At 47.6% G+C, this 20,010-nt stretch carries 20 protein-coding genes; 18 read left to right on the top strand and 2 right to left on the bottom strand.

The annotated features are described in order from the left end of the window. The first annotated feature begins 179 nt into the window (after positions 1-179). From P1P89_09140 to P1P89_09055, 18 genes are all read left to right on the top strand, one after another. A complete protein-coding gene (locus tag P1P89_09140) occupies positions 180-1,211 on the top strand; it encodes a fatty acid desaturase (GenBank protein ID MDF1591664.1) in 1,032 nt (343 codons plus the stop codon). Positions 1,212-1,498: 287 nt separating this feature from the next. Next, positions 1,499-3,118, top strand: a complete 1,620-nt coding sequence (locus P1P89_09135; protein ID MDF1591663.1) for a radical SAM protein — start codon at positions 1,499-1,501, stop codon at positions 3,116-3,118. Next, positions 3,099-4,580, top strand: coding sequence for a sigma 54-interacting transcriptional regulator (locus P1P89_09130; protein ID MDF1591662.1), 1,482 nt, complete (start codon positions 3,099-3,101; stop codon positions 4,578-4,580). The genes P1P89_09135 and P1P89_09130 overlap by 20 nt, the downstream gene beginning before the upstream one ends. 310 nt (positions 4,581-4,890) lie before the next feature. After that, the gene (locus tag P1P89_09125) at positions 4,891-5,031 is read left to right on the top strand and encodes a hypothetical protein (GenBank protein ID MDF1591661.1); all 141 of its coding nucleotides are present in this window, start codon (positions 4,891-4,893) and stop codon (positions 5,029-5,031) included. A 125-nt stretch (positions 5,032-5,156) separates the two neighbouring features. Further along, positions 5,157-5,657, top strand: coding sequence for a response regulator (locus tag P1P89_09120; protein ID MDF1591660.1), 501 nt, complete (start codon positions 5,157-5,159; stop codon positions 5,655-5,657). A 134-nt stretch (positions 5,658-5,791) separates the two neighbouring features. After that, entirely contained in the window at positions 5,792-5,974 is a 183-nt protein-coding gene (locus P1P89_09115) for a hypothetical protein (GenBank protein ID MDF1591659.1), read from the top strand. Positions 5,975-5,979: 5 nt separating this feature from the next. Further along, positions 5,980-6,297 (top strand): SHOCT domain-containing protein, encoded by a 318-nt coding sequence (locus P1P89_09110; GenBank protein MDF1591658.1) that lies wholly within the window; start codon positions 5,980-5,982, stop codon positions 6,295-6,297. Between the two features lie 339 nt (positions 6,298-6,636). Continuing rightward, positions 6,637-6,996, top strand: coding sequence for a hypothetical protein (locus tag P1P89_09105; protein MDF1591657.1), 360 nt, complete (start codon positions 6,637-6,639; stop codon positions 6,994-6,996). 131 nt (positions 6,997-7,127) lie between these two features. Then, complete coding sequence (locus P1P89_09100) at positions 7,128-7,457, top strand: putative quinol monooxygenase (GenBank protein MDF1591656.1); 330 nt, start codon at positions 7,128-7,130, stop codon at positions 7,455-7,457. Between the two features lie 138 nt (positions 7,458-7,595). Continuing rightward, positions 7,596-7,946, top strand: coding sequence for a hypothetical protein (locus tag P1P89_09095; GenBank protein MDF1591655.1), 351 nt, complete (start codon positions 7,596-7,598; stop codon positions 7,944-7,946). A gap of 214 nt (positions 7,947-8,160) precedes the next feature. Beyond that, a complete protein-coding gene (ftsH, locus tag P1P89_09090; GenBank protein MDF1591654.1) occupies positions 8,161-9,975 on the top strand; it encodes an ATP-dependent zinc metalloprotease FtsH in 1,815 nt (604 codons plus the stop codon). 236 nt (positions 9,976-10,211) lie between these two features. Further along, positions 10,212-10,961: a slipin family protein gene (locus tag P1P89_09085; GenBank protein ID MDF1591653.1), complete on the top strand. Its 750-nt coding sequence runs from the start codon at positions 10,212-10,214 to the stop codon at positions 10,959-10,961. 83 nt (positions 10,962-11,044) lie between these two features. Beyond that, on the top strand, positions 11,045-13,351 hold the full coding sequence (locus P1P89_09080) for a glycosyltransferase family 4 protein (protein ID MDF1591652.1): 2,307 nt from the start codon (positions 11,045-11,047) through the stop codon (positions 13,349-13,351). 14 nt (positions 13,352-13,365) lie between these two features. Next, entirely contained in the window at positions 13,366-14,385 is a 1,020-nt protein-coding gene (locus P1P89_09075; protein ID MDF1591651.1) for a glycosyltransferase family 4 protein, read from the top strand. After that, positions 14,382-15,323, top strand: coding sequence for a glycoside hydrolase family 130 protein (locus tag P1P89_09070; protein ID MDF1591650.1), 942 nt, complete (start codon positions 14,382-14,384; stop codon positions 15,321-15,323). The genes P1P89_09075 and P1P89_09070 overlap by 4 nt, the downstream gene beginning before the upstream one ends. A 106-nt stretch (positions 15,324-15,429) precedes the next feature. Beyond that, a complete protein-coding gene (locus P1P89_09065; protein ID MDF1591649.1) occupies positions 15,430-16,908 on the top strand; it encodes a glycoside hydrolase family 130 protein in 1,479 nt (492 codons plus the stop codon). Between the two features lie 126 nt (positions 16,909-17,034). Beyond that, positions 17,035-17,439 carry a hypothetical protein gene (locus P1P89_09060; GenBank protein ID MDF1591648.1) on the top strand — a complete coding sequence of 135 codons (405 nt, stop codon included), beginning with the start codon at positions 17,035-17,037 and terminating at the stop codon, positions 17,437-17,439. An 83-nt stretch (positions 17,440-17,522) separates the two neighbouring features. Beyond that, on the top strand, positions 17,523-17,912 hold the full coding sequence (locus P1P89_09055) for a phage holin family protein (GenBank protein MDF1591647.1): 390 nt from the start codon (positions 17,523-17,525) through the stop codon (positions 17,910-17,912). Between the two features lie 188 nt (positions 17,913-18,100). On the opposite strand, the gene P1P89_09050 is transcribed toward P1P89_09055, so the two are convergent. Next, positions 18,101-18,283: a hypothetical protein gene (locus P1P89_09050; GenBank protein MDF1591646.1), complete on the bottom strand. Its 183-nt coding sequence runs from the start codon at positions 18,281-18,283 to the stop codon at positions 18,101-18,103. A gap of 26 nt (positions 18,284-18,309) precedes the next feature. Continuing rightward, positions 18,310-19,944 (bottom strand): chaperonin GroEL, encoded by a 1,635-nt coding sequence (groL, locus tag P1P89_09045; GenBank protein ID MDF1591645.1) that lies wholly within the window; start codon positions 19,942-19,944, stop codon positions 18,310-18,312. Between the last annotated feature and the right edge of the window lie 66 nt (positions 19,945-20,010).

Raw genomic sequence — 20,010 nt, 5'->3', positions numbered from 1 at the left:
AACCTGATAAAACAGTTTGAGTGCTCATCGTAAATACGATGCGTAGCTAATATTTGACAGGCTTGAAATGAACGATAACCCCGGGGGGACTGTTTTGGTAATCCCCCTGAGCGAAGAAATGCCGAGGCGGAACTGAGCCAGGGCTTTGAAGGGAGGAACAGCCAGGCGGAGGTTTGAATATGGTTGGTCGTGAAGCGAATAGAGCCAGCAGCAATGAGGAAAGGAAAAGTCCCGGTCGCTTGTGGCCCGATTGGTACCCGGAACTGGCAACTTTCCGGAATTCCGACAGCCGGAAAGCTTTCTGGCAACTGATAAACACGTTAGTCCCTTACTGCTGTCTTTGGTATCTGATGATCCGGTCGATTCAAATTGGTTACCCGTTCACGTTGACGCTGATTCTCATCCTGCCTGCCGCAGCGTTTCTGGTCCGGATATTCATTTTATTCCACGACTGTGTGCATGGTTCGTTCTTTAAATCGATGAGCGCCAACACATTCTTGGGCTACCTTTTAGGGGTGTTGGTGTTCACATCGTTTGAGGACTGGCGCTTCAGCCACCTTCGGCACCATGCGACATACGCAAATCTCGATGCGCGGGGATTTGGCGATATCTGGACCATGACGCGATCGGAGTATGAGGATTTGCCGAAGAGAAAACAGTTGCAATACAGGCTCTACCGCAACCCTGTGGTGCTGATTGGATTGGGCGTAATATTCAATTTTCTGCTCGGCAACCGGCTTCCAACCCGAAGGGTGAAGCGGAAGGAACGTATGAGCGTACTTTTCACCAACCTGCTCATCATTGCCGTGTTTTTGGTTGCCGCCCGGGTTATTGGGTGGCGGATCTACCTCCTGATCCAGTTGCCGGTGCTGTTGCTTGCCGGTGCGGCGGGAATCTGGCTGTTTTACGTGCAGCATCAGTTCGAGGGGGGGTATTGGGCACGAAAAAGCGAGTGGGAGCCTTTGCGCGCAGCCATGGAAGGCAGTTCATTCTACAAGTTGCCGGCTGTTCTGCGGTGGCTTTCAAGTAACATCGGTTATCACCATGTCCACCACCTGAGTCCCAGAATTCCCAATTATCACCTGAAAAAGTGTTACGATTCTGTTCCGGCGCTGCAAGCCAGGACGCCGCTCACAATCGTGAAAAGCCTTTCTTGTTTTCGACTGAAATTATGGGATGAGGAGCGGCAGAAAATGGTCGCTTTTCCTTGAAATGGTCAGTTTTCACTGAAAGATCAAGTTCTGGCATAGCAGGTTGCCAAGGGGCAAAGAAGGACCCTTCATAGGCGTATGCGTGGAATGCAGCCGGGACGTGCAGTTCAACCCTATAGACCGTGCCGCTCAATTCAACCGAAATGCTTTATTATTTTGCCCGATTTTAACATATTTCTATTTCGAATTATTTTTTCCAATTCTACATGATATCCCACTGTTCTTGAACAGGCTCCAGACTGCCAACAGTTATGTTTATTAAGATAGATCACACAGGAGGTACTCCTATGATAAATAGAAAAAGGTTTCGTTTCAGAATATTTATTCCTGTCTTTCCAAATTTCAACATCTATACCTCTTTGGCAAGCCACACAACTTCTATTGGACCAATCTATGTGGCAACAAATGCAAGCAAGCTGGATAACTGGGATGTTGAAATCATCGATGAGAATAATTGTCACGGCAGGTTCTACCCTAGGGATAAAAATAATTTGCTGGATCATAGGCAACTACAAAAAGAAAGACCCGCTGACGCAGTTGGTTTTTATGCTTCAATATCATCGACTGCCCCAAGGATTTATGAACTTGCAGCATTCTATAAAAGCGCCGGTGTAAAAACCGTCGCCGGCGGCAAACATGTTGAAGCATTAATTGAAGAGGCTTTAGATCATGATATTGATGTGGTCGTGTTGCGGGAGGGTGAAATAACGATTAAAGAACTGCTCTCAGCATGGGAAAAGAACCAGGATCTGTCCGACATTCAGGGCATTGCATTCTTAAAAGACGGAAGCGTCTATAAAACACCAGAAAGAGCATTGATACAAGACTTTGATATCCTTCCATTACCTGATTTTAATTTGATGCGATATGCTAAAATAAAACTATATCCAATTACGCGAACAAGGGGCTGTAATTCCAACTGTGAATTTTGCGCGGTTAAAGATAAAGCCAGATGTAGTTCTCCGGAAAATATGATGAACCAGATTCGGCATCTTGTCGAAACTCATGGGGCTCGCGAATTTTTTGAAGCAAGCGACCATTTTGCGGCAAATCGACAAGAAGCTATCGAATTTTGCAACCTACTGAAGGAATACCAGCAAAAATACAAAATAAAACTTAAAATAACGGTTCAAACAAGAATAACCGATGCAAAATATCCGGACTTATTGGAGGCGATGAAAAAAGCCAATATTCATAACGTCTGTATTGGGTATGAATCCCCTATTGACGAAGAATTAATTGCCATGAGAAAAGGATACTTGTCAAAAGATCTCATAAATTGGACAAACACATTTCATGAACATGGCTTTTTTATCCATGGCATGTTCATTTTTGGCTATCCCAGAAAATCTGATGTTTCACACAAAGTTATTCCGTTAAGCGAAAAAGCAAAATATTTCAAAGATTTTATCAAAAAAGCAAGGATTGATACGCTCCAGGTGTTGCTGACAATACCCTTGCCCGGCACAGATTTAAGGGAACGACTGATTCAAGAAAATCGTATATTTACGATTGATCGGGTGGGTTGGGAATATTATGACGGACAATACCCCCTTTTTATGCCTGACGATGGTTTGGAACCGGAAGAAATACAGCAGATTGTTGGAGATTTGATGTATAGATTTTATAATTTCAGCAATTTTTGGAAAATCTTAAAAAACATATTAATTAATTTCCCGGCGATTGTGTTTACGTCTGCATTTACAATCGTTGTCGGTAGAGTGAAATATATCACGCTGGCTTTTAATATATGGCACAGAAGATACTTTAGAAATTACATGTTGAGATTTGGCGGCTATTTTATCGTAAAAAACTGGTTTAAAACATTTAGGAAAGACGCATTTTTAGACAAACTTAAAATCGCAAAAAAGGAATTAGATGTTAAAAATGAAACAAAAATTTATTGAAGTTTTTGACAGCATCCTGGGTTCGATTCGTGAACCTTTAGTGGTTCTCGATCCTGATTTGAAAGTTGTAAAGGCTAATCAGTCCTTTTACCGGACGTTCAACGTCAAACCGGATGAGACCGAGGGAACATTAATATATGATCTTGGCAACCGGCAATGGAACATCCCAAAGCTGAGAGAATTGCTTGAAGATATCCTTCCTGAAAATACCGTATTCCATGACTTTGAAGTGGAACATAACTTTGAGGCAATCGGCCGAAAGATAATGCATTTAAACGCCAAGCGGATTTACAGAAAAACGAACCAGACCCAACTGATCCTTTTGGCCATTGAGGATGTGACGGAACGGGAAGATTATAAAAGAGATCTCGAGGTTCTTGTTAAAAATCGAACGGCCGAACTTGTCGTCGCAAGGGAAGCAGCGGAAAAAGACAAACAAACAGCTGAGACCGCCCTTTCAGAAATAAAAAAATTAAAAGATCAGCTGGAGGCGGAAAGGGCCTATCTGCAGGAAGAAATCAAACTGGAATACAACCATGAGAACATTATCGGTCAAAGCGACGGGCTCGAATACGTGCTTTACAAAGTTGAACAGATTGCCGCCAGCAATACCATCGTATTGATTCTTGGTGAAACCGGAACCGGCAAGGAGTTGGTCGCCCGGGCCATTCACGGGTTGAGCCAGCGCAAAAATCGGGCGCTGGTAAAAGTAAATTGCGCCACACTACCCGCAAACCTGATCGAAAGCGAATTGTTCGGTCATGAGAAGGGTGCTTTCACCGGTTCGCATTCCAGGCACTTGGGGCGATTCGAAGTCGCCGACGGCGCCACCCTTTTTCTGGATGAAATCGGCGAATTACCGCTGGAACTGCAACCCAAGCTGCTCAGGGTGATCCAGGATGGTGAGTTTGAACGGTTGGGCAGCTCCCGCACCATCAAGGTCGATGCACGGATTATTGCCGCCACCAATCGCAATCTGGAAGCGGAAGTCCGCAAGGGCCGTTTCCGTGACGATCTGTGGTACCGGTTAAATATTTTCCCGATTACCATGCCGCCGCTCCGGGATCGCATGGATGACCTGCCGCTGCTTGTGGATTTTTATGTCAAAAAGATTTCCAAGCGAATGGGTAAGGCCATTGGAATCATCCCGACAAGCGTCATGAATGCCTTACAAAATTATCACTGGCCTGGAAATGTCAGGGAGCTTGAAAATGTCCTTGAACGTGCGGTGATCAACTCGTCGGGTCCCAAGCTGCGGCTGGTTGATGAACTCAAAAAGCCGTTCAAGGATTTAAGTGCCAGCCAAAAAACTTTAGAAGCGGTTGAGCGCGAATATATTATTCGGGTGCTTGAGCAGACCCAGTGGAAAGTCAGCGGAAAAGACAGTGCAACCGAAATCCTCGGGCTAAACCGCAGCACCCTGCGCGCCCGCATGCGTAAATATAATATCCGAAAACCATAAATTCTCATTCTGAATTCAACCTGCCCTTATTTTCCACCCGTTACATCAGTGACTCGTAAAAAAGGGTCGTATTTGACCACTTGGGCAAATATGACCCATTTTTTATGGCTGTAAATGCCTTGCCTGCAAGTGTTTGTCATGTAAATTATTCCAATAAATCAGACTGATGGATGCGGAGACCCTTAGTGTCAGAACCCTGGCACATAAATTGAACTTATAAAACTATGAATCGCGCTGCAAAAGTATTTTCCGAACTACGGAGAAATTAAAGCAAACAGGTAAAACCATCTGTTAAAAAGGAGTAATCGCTATGAAAAAAAGAAATTTCGTTATCGGTCCCATCCACTTGACGGCTGAGAAGACGAGAACAATTCCGCTTCCGCCGATTGTAGGGGGTATTTCCCTCGTGGGCGGCATCTTGTTGCTGGTCGTGGGAAAGAAGAAGGGCTGAAGTAAAGAGCGCCTATCACGATGCAGCCTCAAAGTCCAAATAAGGCAGGGTGGTGATATGCTGCTTTCTGCACAACTGAACGGGCATGGGATGGAAACATCACTGTTCACAAAAACAGGTGGAACATGGGAAAGACTAAGAAAGAGACGAATAAATCTGTATCCTCAAACGCAGGACAAGCAAGATCCAGACGTATACTGTTGGCTGACGATAACAAGGCTATTCGGAACGTAGTTTCCGAGTTCCTTGAGTTCATAGGATATGAGGTGGCGCTTGCTATCAACGGCATTGAAGCTCTGGCTGTCTTTCTCGATAGAACTTTCGATTTGGTTTTAACCGACTTTGAGATGCCCGCCATGGACGGTTTGACCCTGGCCGGCCACATTAAAGAAAGATCCCCAAGGACCCCGGTCATACTGCTAACGGGCTCTGACAGTGAGGCTGTTCTGGAGAAGGTGAAAAGAGGGTCTGTAGACTCAGTCATATTCAAACCCTTTAGACTGGAAGATCTTCAAAGTACAGTCCAAGGAGCGTTGGCGTCCAGAGAACGAGGACCTGGAAGCGTGGGGCCGGGGGAAGCGTCTGGGCGCTTCTCAGAAGACCAAAAATCGCTTAGTGGCTTTTGAAAGTGAGGATTGACATTAATTTTGTAACTTATTTGTAGGATACGACTGTAAAGAGCTGCAGGGAAATTTTATTGACATGACGCAAGTTTTAAAAATGCATGGCACGTGGTCTAAGAAAAAAAGGAAAAATACGAATGCCATCTATTGAAAAAAAGGAACTGCTGGAAAAATTAAAAGGTAAGTTATCTTCCCGCTTAGGCTTTAAAAACCCCCAGGAGAAAAAGAAGGCATTGTCGCGCAAGTCTCATTTCAACCGCTGGTATCCCCTGTATCGTTATGGAAAGGAGCGTTCCCAATTTAATAATTTAAGGAGGTAAAGGATATGGGAATGAAAAAAATAATTTTTATGTTTTTGATACTGGCACCGCTCTCAATTTTTGCTTGTGCACAAGGTCCATATGACAGATCCATGGGTAACTGGGGCCATATGATGGGATACGGTTATGGTGGAGGATTTATGTGGCTAATAATTCTGGTCTTAGTCGGTGTTGTTATTTATTTTTGGGTTCAAGTTTCAAAATCAAAAGGCTCCGATGGTTCGATCATAGAAACACCTTTAGATATCTTGAAGAAGCGTTATGCAAAAGGTGAAATCGACAAAGCGGAATTTGACCGGAAGAAAAAGGACTTGGAATCATAAAGGACTTTTCAACAAAGGACCTGCCCCCGCTGGGATACTGCCCGTCCATTCGACGTGACGTCTCATCGTCCCATCTCCCAAATATTCTCCAAATCAATTCCTTATCCCTGCGAAAGATCCGACCGCGCCAAAGAGAGCAAGTCTGGCCATATATGACCATTGGTTATATATGGCCAGACTTTACAACCGCTCACCAATCCACAGGCGCTCCTTTTTATAAAAAACACATTAAAAAATCAGTGTCTTGTGTAAATAAACAGAGATCTGGCTTCCATGGCACGAAACTTGAACATCTAGATGTCAGCTATCAATTCGCTTAACCGTAAAAGGAGGTATCCAATGAATCAAGTGAGCAAAGATAAAATCACAACAGGTGTGTGGAGTGCTGTTGGTGGTGCAATTGTAACAATGATTATCGGCTTTGCCTGGGGCGGATGGGTTTTAGGAAGTAACTCTCTGAATATGGCTGAAAAAATGGCGCAAACTGCCGTTGCCGATCGTATGACGCCGATTTGTGTTGCGCAATTTAATCAGGATCCGGAGAGAGACAAAAAACTGAAAGAATTCAAAGAAACCGATTACTGGAAAAGAGATCAATATATCAAAGATCAGGGATGGGCAACAATGCCTTTTGAGAAGGAGCCTGATAGCCGTGTTATAGACAGCTGTTCCGCACTGATAATGAAAAATAGCCTATGAGCAACGACTGCCGGCATCGGCAAACGATCAATCCTTAAATTTTCAGAAGTGGCCCCTACCGGCGGATCTATAGTCTCGCTATCACGTGTTTTTACCGTGGAGTGTTCTGCTCTACGGCGAGGAGAGCTTTCATGATCATTGTCAGGATAAATATGAACGTACTTCCGGAAAAACAGCTGGAGGTTTCGCAAACGCTTCTCTCCATGATCGAGCCAACGGGAAAGGAAGCGGGTTGTCTGAGCTATGCCGTCTTTTGTGATATCGAAGACAAGAATCTTTTCAGCCTGATAGAGGAGTGGGAAACCCGTGAAGATCTGGAACATCATCTAAGGTCGCATCGATTCGGTGTTTTGCTTGGATCAAAGACCCTTTTATGTGAGCCATTGAAAATTCAAATCTTTACGGTCTCAAATTCTGAAGGAATCGAAGCTGTCAATTCCGTAAGAAAAAAAAGAAACTGACTGATCAATACTGTAGAATATGCAAACGATATATTTATTAAGATAAACATCACCGGAGCCGATCACCTCAGCCTACGCATTGGTCCCAGGGTCATCACTGGCAAAAATATCACAACAAAATTCAAGGAGGTATTATCAATGAAACCGGAAACTGAAGGGAAAGTTAAGTTTGGAAGTTGGGGGATAGTCGTTGGGGCAGTCATCGCAATAATCATCGGTTTTGCGTGGGGAGGCTGGACAACCGCCGGCACGACCCAAACGATGACTGCAGAGGCGGTTTTGGCGAGTCAGGCAGCGATCTGCGTCGCCCAATTTAAGAAAGAACCGAACCAAGAGGAGAAACTCAAAGAATTTGAGGAGGCAGGTTACTGGAAGAGATCTGAATTCATTGAAAAGGGCGGCTGGGATAAAATGCCCGGGCAAAAGAAGGCTGATTATGCTGTGAGCCGAGCATGCGCCGATGGGATTATACTTCTTGTCAAAAATTGAGATGGCTATTGCAGGTTGGCATATAAAAGAAAGAAACAAATATCTTCATTTCCAACGCGCTATTATTCACACGAAGCCCTATGCGACTTGAACCGAATTCCGAATAAGGAAAATAAAAATGGCGCCTAATGAAAAAAAAGAGCCGCTGGAAGATTTAAAAGACAAGCTTCGTTCCCTCTTCGGTCTTAAAGACCCGCAGAAACAAAAGGATGGCTTGCCCCCCAAGGCGCGTTTCAGCATATGGTATTTCCTGGTCGTGTTTCTTACGATCAGCTACCTGCAGCAAACCTATTTTTCTTCAAAAGTGGAATCGATCTCCTACAGCCAGTTTAAACAACACATCGCCCAAGGCAACGTGAATGAATTGATTATCGGCCCGGAAAATATAAATGGGATGCTAAAAGGAACGCCGGTCCAAAAGTTTACGACGCTTCGGGTGGATGATCCCAACCTGGTGAAGGATCTGGATGATCACAAGGTCAGTTACTCCGGACGCTATGAGAGTAAATTTCTGAGAGCGCTTCTCTCCTGGATCATCCCCATGGGCATTTTTTTCCTGATCTGGCGCTATGCCATGAAAAAGATGGGGCCGGGGATGGGGGTCATGTCTTTTAGCAAGAGCAAAGCCAAGATTTTCGCCGAGAGTGAGACTAAGGTCACTTTCGCCGATGCCGCCGGCATCGATGAAGCCAAAGAAGAACTCCAGGAAGTCGTTGAATTTTTGAGCACTCCGGAAAAATTCCAGAAGCTGGGGGGGAGAATTCCCAAAGGGGTGCTTCTGGTCGGCCCGCCGGGGACCGGCAAAACCCTGCTGGCCAGGGCCGTAGCCGGGGAGGCCAAGGTGCCTTTTTTCAGCATCAGCGGGTCTGAGTTTGTGGAGATGTTCGTCGGCGTGGGTGCAGCAAGGGTTCGCGATCTTTTCGCCCAGGCTGCCGGCCAGGCCCCCTGCATCATCTTCATCGATGAGCTGGACGCGTTGGGAAAAGCCCGGGGAATGAATGTCATGGGCGGTCATGACGAACGCGAGCAGACCCTCAACCAACTCCTGGTGGAAATGGATGGATTCGAAACGAACAAAGGGGTCATCATCATGGCCGCCACCAACCGGCCGGAAATCCTGGATCCGGCCTTGCTGCGGCCGGGGCGGTTTGACCGGCAGGTTCTGGTGGACCGACCGGACATCAATGGACGGGAAGCCATCTTAAAAATTCACTCCAAGAATGTGCTGTTAAGCCCCGAAGTCGATCTTCGCAAGATCGCCGGCCGCACCCCGGGCTTTGTGGGAGCCGACCTGGCCAACATCATCAATGAAGCCGCATTGCTGGCTGCCCGAAATGACAAAGAAACGGTAGAGTTGGCGGATTTCGACGAGGCCATCGACCGGGTGGTTGCGGGTCTGCAGAAAAAGAACCGGGTGATGAATGCTCAGGAGAAAGAGATTGTCGCCTTCCATGAGTCCGGACATGCGATTGTGGCCGAGTCTGTCGAGTATGCCGACCCGGTGCACAAAATTTCCATTATTCCCCGGGGGATCGCGGCGCTTGGATATACCCAGCAGCAACCCACCGAGGACCGCTACTTAATGACCCGCTCGGAACTGCTGGACCGGCTGGCTGTTCTCTTGGGCGGCAGGGTGGCGGAGGAACTGGTGTTTAAGGAAATTTCCACCGGCGCCCAGAACGACTTGCAGCGGGCCTCTGACATTGCCCGGTCCATGGTTACGGAATACGGCATGAGCGATCTCCTGGGGCTGGTGAGCTATGAGCGCCCACGCCAGGCGATGTTTCTTCCGGATAGTTTTTCTCCTAATAAAAATTACAGTGAGGCCAAGGCCGCCCAAATTGACGAGGAAGTCGCTCGGTTCGTCGAGGAAGCCCATCAGCGCGTGCGTAAAATCCTCTCTGAGCGGCGAGCTGTCCTGGATGATCTGGCCCATCTCCTTTCGCAGAAGGAAAGTGTGCAGGGAGAGGAGCTTAGAAGGATGCTGTCGGCAGCCAAACCGACAATTGCAGATTCGTCATCGGTTTAAAATAACTGGTAAAGGGTTGCATCAATATTGATACCATAGGAGGAAAAAATGGCAGACATATTGAAATATGATGTTCAGGCTTATGTCAGAGAACTGATCTCAAAGGAATTCGGATCTAACGACAAAAAATATAAAGCTCCTCCGGACAACCGAAAATTAAATGAGGGTGAGCTTCGGAAAGGGCAAAATCGATCCGTATGGAATTGTTCAATTAATTTAAATAAGGAGAACTAAAAATGTATACCACTATTGCCATTGTCCTACTGGTTGTCTTTTTCCTGTCCACAGCCATACGGATTTTAAACGAGTATGAGCGCGGGGTTATATTCCGGCTGGGGCGGGTTATTGCCGCCAAAGGGCCGGGATTGATCATACTGATTCCGGTTGTCGATAAGATGGTCAAGGTAAGCCTGCGTCTTCTGGTCCTGGATGTGGATCCTCAGGATGTTATCACCCGTGACAATGTCTCAGTGAAGGTAAATGCCGTTATCTACTTCAGGGTCATTGATTCGGTCAAGGCCATCATCGAAGTGGAAAATTATCAGTATGCCATGTCCCAGCTGGCCCAGACAACCTTAAGAAGTGTTTGCGGCCAGGCCGAGCTGGATGAACTGTTGTCGGCCCGGGAAAAAATAAATTCAGAGCTTCAGGAAATACTCGACACACACACGGATCCCTGGGGAATAAAGGTTGCCACGGTGGAGCTCAAACACATCGATCTGCCGCAGGAAATGCAGCGGGCCATGGCCAAGCAGGCTGAAGCTGAAAGAGAACGGCGCGCCAAGATAATCAATGCCGAAGGCGAATTTCAGGCAGCCGCAAAGCTGGCCGAAGCCGCAGTAATCATTAGTGAGCATCCCATGGCGCTGCAGCTCAGATACCTCCAGACCATGCGGGAGATGTCGTCCGAGCAGAACACGACCACCATTTTCCCCTTTCCCATGGATCTGTTCACGCCGCTGCTCAAGTTAATGGATAAAAAATAATTTGAAAAGAAAGAGGGATGCGATGGGCGACAAGGGGAAAAAAGATAAAGCTAAACGAGAAGAACAGAAAAAAGGCAGCGGTTATGACATCTGTTATTAAGTATTATGAGGGAATCGACTCGGTTGCCGTCATCGGCAACTATCTGCCCCGCCAGTGCGGTATTGCAACTTTCACCACGGATCTGGTTGAAGGCTTATCCGCGGAAGCCACCGGTATTTACTGCTGGGCGGCTGCCATGAACGACAAACCCGAGGGATATCCTTATCCGGAAAAAGTACGCTTCGAGATCAACCAGAACAAGATGAGCGATTACAGCGTCGCATCTCAATTTCTCAATATCAGTCAGACGGATATTGTCTGTGTGCAGCATGAATTCGGTCTTTTTGGAGGTCCGGCCGGCAGCCATCTGCTGAAACTATTGGGTGATCTGCGCATGCCGGTGGTGACGACGTTACACACGGTTTTAAAGGACCCCGCGCCGGAATACCATGACGTCATGTGCAAGCTGTCCGATTTATCCGATAAACTGGTGGTGATGAGCCATAAGGCAGCTGATTTCCTAAAAGATATCTATGCCGTGCCCGAGGAGAAAATTGCCTTTATCCATCACGGCATTCCCGACACGCCGTTTATTGATTCAAGCTTTTACAAAGACAAGTTCGGTGTGGAAGGCAAAAAAGTGCTGCTCACATTCGGCTTGCTTTCCCCAAATAAGGGCATCGAAAATGTATTGCAGGCGCTTCCGGCGATCATCAAAAAACATCCGGATGTGGTCTATATTGTCCTGGGTGCAATCCACCCGCATATTTTGAAGTCGCAGGGGGATGCATACCGTATCATGCTGCAGCAGCTCGTGCGCAAACTCAATATCGGCGAGCATGTCATTTTTCAAAATCGTTTTGTTGAACTAAAAGAGTTATGTGAATTTCTCGGCATCGCCGATATTTACGTAACCCCTTATCTTGAAGAAGCCCAGATTACCTCCGGGACCCTTGCCTATGCCATGGGTACCGGCAAAGCCGTTATTTCAACCCCGTACTGGTATGCCACCGAGATGCTTGCCGAAGGCCGGGGCCGAATTGTGCCCTTCCGCAATCCGGAAGCCATGGCCCAGCAAATTATCGAACTTCTGGACAACGATGTTGAACGGCACGCCATGCGCAAAAAAGCCTATACATTCAGTCGTGACGCGGTCTGGAAGGAGGTATCCCGAAAATACCTCCAGGCTTTCAGTGAGGTGCAGCAAAACCGCACCCGGCACCCCCGTCCCCGGCATTCCTATGTTGAAAACATCAAGGCCATCACGAATTTTGAGCTTCCGGAGATCAAGCTCGATCATCTGAAGGCCTTTACCGATGATACCGGCATCCTGCAACATGCCACCTATACCATTCCCGATCGCAGCCATGGCTACTGCACTGATGATAATGCCAGAGCGCTGCTGGTTGCCGCCATGGGTCAAAAATGCCTGCCGGCAAACGGTTTGGGGCTTGATGGTCTCAGCGGTCATTATCTCGGATTTCTTCTGTATGCCTATAATGAAAAAAATGGGCGCTTTCGCAATTTCATGAATTATTCGCGGCAGTGGATAGAGGAGATCGGGTCCGAGGATGCGCATGGCAGAGCGCTCTGGTGCATAGGAAAGGCAGTGGCTTTTCTTGACGACCCCGGGCAGCTTGCAATGAGCACAACCCTTTTCAACAAGGCACTTCGAGCTGTCGAGAATTTTTATTCACCCCGCGCCATCGCTTTTTGCCTGATTGGCATGAATGCTTATCTCGATAAATTTTCCGGCGACAGTGATGTGCGCAGAATTCAGGAAGTCCTTGCCGGCAGGCTTTTCAATCAGTTTAAAAACCATGCAACAGACGATTGGCCCTGGCTTGAGAACGCCTTGAACTATGCCAACGGCAAACTGCCGCATGCCCTGATGGTGTCCGGCAAGCGGATGCATCGCAACGACATGATCGATATGGGACTCAACTCCCTCAAGTGGCTGCTTGCCATCCAAACCGAAGACAATCACTTTGTGCCCATCGGCAGCAACGGATGGTATGAAAAAGGCGGACCCAGGGCCCGCTTCGACCAGCAGCCCGTCGAAGCCCATGCCATGGTCGAGGCTTGTGTGAAAGCCTTTAACGTCACCCGGGATAAAACATGGTTCGACAATGCAGTTATGTGTTTCAATTGGTTTCTCGGCCACAATGACCTGAATATGCCGCTCTATGATCCCAAGACCGGCGGCTGCCGCGATGGGTTGATGGCGGACGGCATCAATCAGAATGAAGGCGCCGAATCTTCCCTTGCCTGGCTGCTTTCGCTGATGACATTGCAAAAGCTTTATGCCGACGAGATTTTAAACCAGCCGCTGTCACAGAAAACCTTTTAACAAAAGGATCAGCCATGCACATTGCCATACTTTCGCCCATTGCCTGGCGCACGCCGCCGCGTCACTACGGCCCCTGGGAGAGCGTGGCGTCACTTTTGACCGAAGGATTGGTTTTGCGCGGTCATGATGTGACCTTGTTTGCAACCGCGGATTCCCGGACCAGCGGCACGCTGCACGCTGTTTGCCCGCGGGGTTATGAAGAAGATCGCGCACTCATTCCAAAAGTATGGGAGTCTCTGCACATTTCCGAACTCTTTGAGCATGCCGACGCATACGACATGGTCCACAACCATTTTGATTTCCTGCCGCTGACCTATACCGGCCTGACCACCACCCCGGTGGTGACCACCATCCACGGCTTTTCATCGCCCGGGATTCTGCCGGTTTACAAGAAATACAACGGCAAGGCGTTTTATGTTTCCATCAGCGATGCCGATCGATCGCCGGATCTTGATTATATCAAAACCATCCATCACGGCATTGATGTCCGGCAGTTTGATTTTCAGCCTGCTCCGGACGACACCCTGCTGTTTTTCGGGCGCATTCACAATGACAAGGGCGTCCGGCAAGCGATCGAAATCGCCGGGGCCTGCAGTAAAAAGCTGATAATGGCGGGTATCATCCAGGACCAGGCTTACTATAACCAATATGTCGCCCCTCACATAGACAACGACAAGGTGGTTTATATCGGCAGCGTCGGACCCGTTGAGCGCAACCGGCTGCTCGGCAAAGCCTGCGCGCTATTGCACCCGATACAGTTTGATGAGCCTTTCGGTCTGTCTGTGATCGAATCCATGGCCTGCGGTACGCCTGTGATCGCCTTTGATAGGGGCAGCATGCCTGAACTTATCGAAAACGGCAAAAGTGGTTTTTTGGTCAACACTGTGGACGAGGCTGTTAAGACGGTTGGACGTATTAGAGAGATTGACCGCGCAACCTGTCGTCGCCATGTTGAGCGGCATTTCACAGTCGACCGCATGATCGCGGAATATATAAAGGTCTATGAAATGATTTTACAGGACAAATCCATATGAAAATGCATCATCCAGTCATCAAACGGTTTAAAAAAAATCCCATCCTGACAAAAAAGGATGTGCCGTATCCGGTAGCTACTGTTCACAATGCGGGCATCGTCAAACACAACGACCGTTACATTATGCTTTTCAGGTCGCATCTGCTGAACGGGCGCTCCATCATCGGCAGGGCCGACAGCGAGGATGGTTTTTCATTTACGGTTCATCCCAATCCCTTTCTGATACCTTCAACGGACAATATTTTTGCCGAATATGAAGCGTTCGGGGTCGAGGATCTTAGAATTTGCCCCGTAGCGGGAGAATATCTGCTGACCTATAGCGCCTATTCCCGTCACGGCGTGCGGATTGCCCTGGCGCGCACCCGGGATTTTGAAAAAGTGGAACGCATTGCGCTGATCACCCAGGCCGATCTGCGCAATGTGGTCATTTTTCCTGAAAAGTTCGGCGATCGGTATGTGCGTCTGGACCGGCCGCATTCCGAAATTTCGTCCTGGTCGATCTGGATTTCCTATTCTCCCGACCTCGTGCACTGGGGTGATTCCCGGGTGATTATGAAACCGATGGCCTATCACTGGGATGAAATGAAAATCGGGCCCGGCGCACCGCCATTTAAAACCGAGAAAGGCTGGCTTCATATTTACCATGGCGTTTTTAAGACCATGTCCGGAACGGTGTATCGTCTCGGCGCGGCCTTGCATGACCTTGGTGATCCGGCCAACATCATCGGCGTTTCCGATCAGTGGATATTGCAGCCGGAGGACCCTTGGGAGGTAACCGGCTATGTCCCCAATGTTGTCTTTACCTGCGGCGCTGTTCCGGAAGACGACGGTACGGTAAAAATATACTGGGGCGGAGCGGATTCGGTCATGTGTGCCGGCACGGCCGTCATTGATGAATTGGTAGCGCTCTGCCTCTCGGTTTCCCGGCCACCGATGTAGATGCGCATTGTCGTGTGATCGCAGACCGGAGATTCAACATCGAGGATAGGCTGGAATTGACAATTCACCAAAATTAACAGACTTACAACGCTAAGGACACAATAATATGCACCCTGAAAAACGTCAAAAGCTGAAAGTTAAAAGAAAAGCGAATAAGATCGTAGGGGATACTTCACGGGTGATCACCCGGCTTCATCTTCCCGATGAGAGCTATCGCATCTCTAAAATAATTCAACGGATAATGCGCTTGCCGGATGCGGCGGCCGAAAATTTAATTGCACAAATAATGATCGACTTTTCCGGAAGGCACGCAGACATCGGGCACATTTTTGAGCGGCATTTAAAAGAAGTGAAAGCTTATCTTCCCCGGGATGCCATGCTCAGCGATGTCCAAAAGGCCCTCATCGGCGCTTACTTTACCAAGGAGTACTCTATTGAATCGGCCGCTCTTTTCAACCCTTCCATCGTCCCCCATCCTGATCAAAGCCATCTGAACAAAGGCAGTTTACGCTTTATCATGAGCCTGCGGGCAACCGGGGAAGGCCATGTTTCGTCAATTGTATTTCGCAGCGGCATCCTTGACCGCTACAATAGGATTCTCTTCGATCCGATCAGTGATTTTGTAGAAACGCCGGACCTCCAATTAGACCCGGTTTACAAGCTCAATCCCTTCCAGCGCAAGCTCAATGAAATGGGGGCCGGCAATGAGATAACCGCCCATATTCTTCATCAGCTGTCGGAAAATTTTACGTATAACGAATTAATAGAAAAAATCGAAATACTTCGCGCAAAACCGCAATTTTCAATAACGATCCAAAACAGAACCTTCGAAGTGATATGCTGGCTTGCGGATTCCAACTACGAGGTGAGTTTCCACCCCGATCACAGTATATCCGAACGGGTGATCTTTCCCGTTTCGAAAAACGAAAGCAGGGGCATTGAAGATGCCCGTTTCGTTCAATTTTTCAATGACAACGGGGAGGTCGTCTATTATGCGACCTATACCGCTTACAACGGCATTACAATATTACCGCAGTTGATTGAAACAAAGGATTTTATCAGGTTCAACATTTTAACGCTCAACGGTAAAGCCGTACAAAACAAAGGCATGGCGCTTTTTTCCCGGAAAATCGGCGGCCGTTATGCCATGCTCTCGCGCCAGGACGGTGAAAACAATCATATCATGTTCTCAGACAATATCCATTTCTGGCAGAAGTCCCAAATCATCCAGGAGCCTGAATATTCCTGGGAATTCATCCAGATCGGCAACTGCGGGTCACCCCTTGAAACCAATGAAGGCTGGATCGTGCTCACCCACGGTGTCGGGCCCATGCGTCAGTATTGCATCGGCGCCATACTGCTTGATCTTGAAAATCCGACAAAAGTCATCGCCTGCCTGGATGAGCCGTTGCTTGCCCCGCATGAGAAAGAGCGTGAGGGATATGTACCCAATGTTGTATATTCCTGCGGTGCGCTAATTCATAATAACAAATTGGTCATCCCTTACGCCATGTCTGATGTCAATTCCGGTATAGCAACCGTTTCAGTCAACGATTTGCTTAACTGTATGCATGCGGCAGCTTAGCGGTTTTAAGATTGGTGCACGTAAAACTTCACACGGTTGATCAAAAGGGTTGAGACGAGCGACTAAGGAACAAGAGATATGAAATCATCCTTGAGCTAAAAAATAACCCAAAACGGTGAACGCGAGATGGAACAGACATTGATAAAAACAATGGAACTCAGTAATGGTTTGAAATTAGACTTTTATGACATTTCCCGCAAACTGGCCGGTGACCGGTGGTACGTTGGGATGATTGCGCGGATCGATATTCCATTAACCGACTCGCTGTTAACCAATCAACAGCTTTCAAATTACAGTGTCGTGGAAATTAGAAATACTCTGGGGGAAGCCGTACGTTTCCAACAGAAAAGGGAACGCCACTATATCGACGAGCGGGAAAAAGACGCGGTGCTGCACGGATTGATGGATTCTTTTATCAAAAGTACGTTAAATTATTTTTCCCATCCTGATTTTCCCGACAAGTATGTTCTCAAAGAATTTCAAGCATACCTGAAACGACAGACTTGGTGCCAAAATGATCACCGTGGATAAGCATTGTCGTTGCTGGCAAGGAGTCCTCGGCCTTAGTTAGTAGTATGCTTGATAATATTAATGGATAAACGGGAGATACTATTATGGGTATTTTTATAAGGTGGCTTGTTTTAACCATTGCGATCATAATCGCATCTTATCTGCTTAATGGAATACGTGTGAGCGGGTTTTTGTCCGCACTCTCTGCAGCCGCCATATTGGGAATCCTAAACGCCTTTTTTAGGCCAATATTAATCATGCTGACCCTGCCGCTAAATATCATGACCTTAGGGATCTTTACCTTTGTGATAAACGCAATCTTACTATTGATGGCTTCAGGTGTAGTTTCCGGTTTCGAGCTCGATGGGTTTTGGCCTGCTTTATCTGGTTCACTCCTGATAAGCATTGTTAGTTGGGTTTTGAATTCTTATATAAATGAACACGGCAAATGGGAATATAAAAAAGCTGACAATGAAAGCGATAGAGACAATTAAGCAAATTTGTATGATTAAGGCTGTAGATATCTCAGAATAATGCGATAATTTATGAGCTTGGGAAGCCGGCAATTCTCTTTTTTTCTCGTAAAAAAACAAAAAGCCCTGTCGACTTCATAGTGACAGGGCTTCAATATCAATCGTGTTTTCCCGCTATTAAAACTAACTCATTAGCGGGTCATCCGGCTTCAATTATTTTGCTTGTTTTTTTCTTCCTTCTTTCCTAATACTTCTATATAAGCTTCATTTGCAGGACAACCTTTTTTCCAATGTTCAACTACCCGTTTGCCTATAAATGAATTTGGATATTTCCTTCCAAAATTACATCCAGGGCAAACAGCACTCCAATACGCCATAGCTTTTTTCTTCATCGTAATGATCTCCCTTTTACGGAGGTTTACATCATTTCATCCATTTCGCCGCCCATTCCTTGAGCGCCCGGATGCGCCCCCTTTTTTTCTTTGGGTTTTTCTGCAACCATGGCCTGGGTGGTCAGCATGAGTGAAGCCACACTGGCTGCATTTTGTAGTGCGAGACGGACCACTTTGGTCGGATCCATTACACCGGCTTTCAACAGATCTTCATAGGCGTCCGTTTCGGCATTGTAGCCGAAAGCGCCCTCGCCGTTTTTGACTTTAGCGATGACGACGGAACCTTCAGAACCGGCATTGTTGGCAATCTGACGCAGTGGTTCCTCCATGGCGCGCATGACAACTTTCACCCCCAGCTTTTGATCGGCTTTGATTCTCATTTTCTCCAGCGCGGACAGACAGCGAACCAGCGCCACCCCTCCGCCAGGCACGATCCCTTCCTCTACAGCCGCACGGGTTGCATTAAGGGCATCTTCGACCCGGGCTTTTTTCTCCTTCATTTCCGTCTCTGTGGCTGCCCCCACGCTGATCACCGCCACCCCGCCGATCAGTTTGGCCAACCGCTCCTGAAGTTTTTCACGATCGTAGTCGGAGGTGGTTTCTTCGATTTGAGCTCGAATCTGCTTCACCCGGCCCTCGATGGCCGCGCGCGAACAGGCGCCGTCGACGATGGTGGTGTTGTCTTTATCGATGTTAATCCGTTTGGCCTTGCCGAGGTCTGCAACCGTTACACTTTCCAATTTGGTTCCTAAATCCTCGGAGACCACCTGACCGCCGACTAAAACGGCTATGTCTTCCAGCATCTCTTTTCGTCTGTCGCCGAAACCCGGCGCTTTAACCGCGGCTACCTGCAGGGTGCCTCTCAACTTGTTGACAACCAGTGTCGCCAAAGCTTCGCCGTCTATATCTTCCGCAATGATCAGGAGCGGTTTGCCCATTTTCGCGGTTTGTTCAAGGATGGGCAAAAAATCTTTCATGTTGCTGATCTTTTTCTCGTTGATCAGAATGTAAGCATCTTCCAGAGTGGCGACCATCTTTTCGGCATTGGTCACAAAATATGGCGATAGGTATCCACGATCAAACTGCATGCCTTCAACAACTTCAAGTGTTGTTTCCATGCTTTTGGCTTCTTCAACGGTGATGACCCCTTCTTTACCGACTTTATTCATGGCCTCGGCAATGATTTTGCCGATGGTTTCATCATTGTTCGCCGAAATGGTGCCGACCTGGGCGATTTCGCGCTGGTCCTGGGTGGGTTTGCTCAAATTTTGAAGTTCTTTCACCACTACTGCTACCGCGGCATCAATCCCCCGTTTAATGGCCATGGGATCATTGCCGGCCGCCACCAACTTCTGCCCCTCTTCATAAATAGATCTGGCCAAAAGCGTGGCAGTGGTGGTGCCATCACCGGCCGTGTCACTGGTTTTGCTGGCGACTTCCTTTACCATCTGGGCGCCCATGTTTTCGAACCTGTCTTCCAATTCGATTTCTTTGGCCACTGTGACGCCGTCTTTGGTGATCGTCGGCGAACCCCATGATTTGTCGATGACGACATTTCTTCCTCTGGGACCCAAGGTAACAACAACCGCATCCGCAAGGATTCGTACCCCGTTCAGCATCGCTTCACGGGCTTTCATGTCATATTTTATTAAACTGGGTATGCAGTTAACTCAACCGCCCACTATATGTAGAGGGTTACCTCCAATAATCATTTGGCGCGACACAGG

The sequence above is a fragment of the Desulfobacterales bacterium genome (assembly GCA_029211065.1).
Classification (GTDB): Bacteria; Desulfobacterota; Desulfobacteria; order Desulfobacterales; family JARGFK01; genus JARGFK01.
This window is presented reverse-complemented; position numbering and strand designations above follow the sequence as displayed.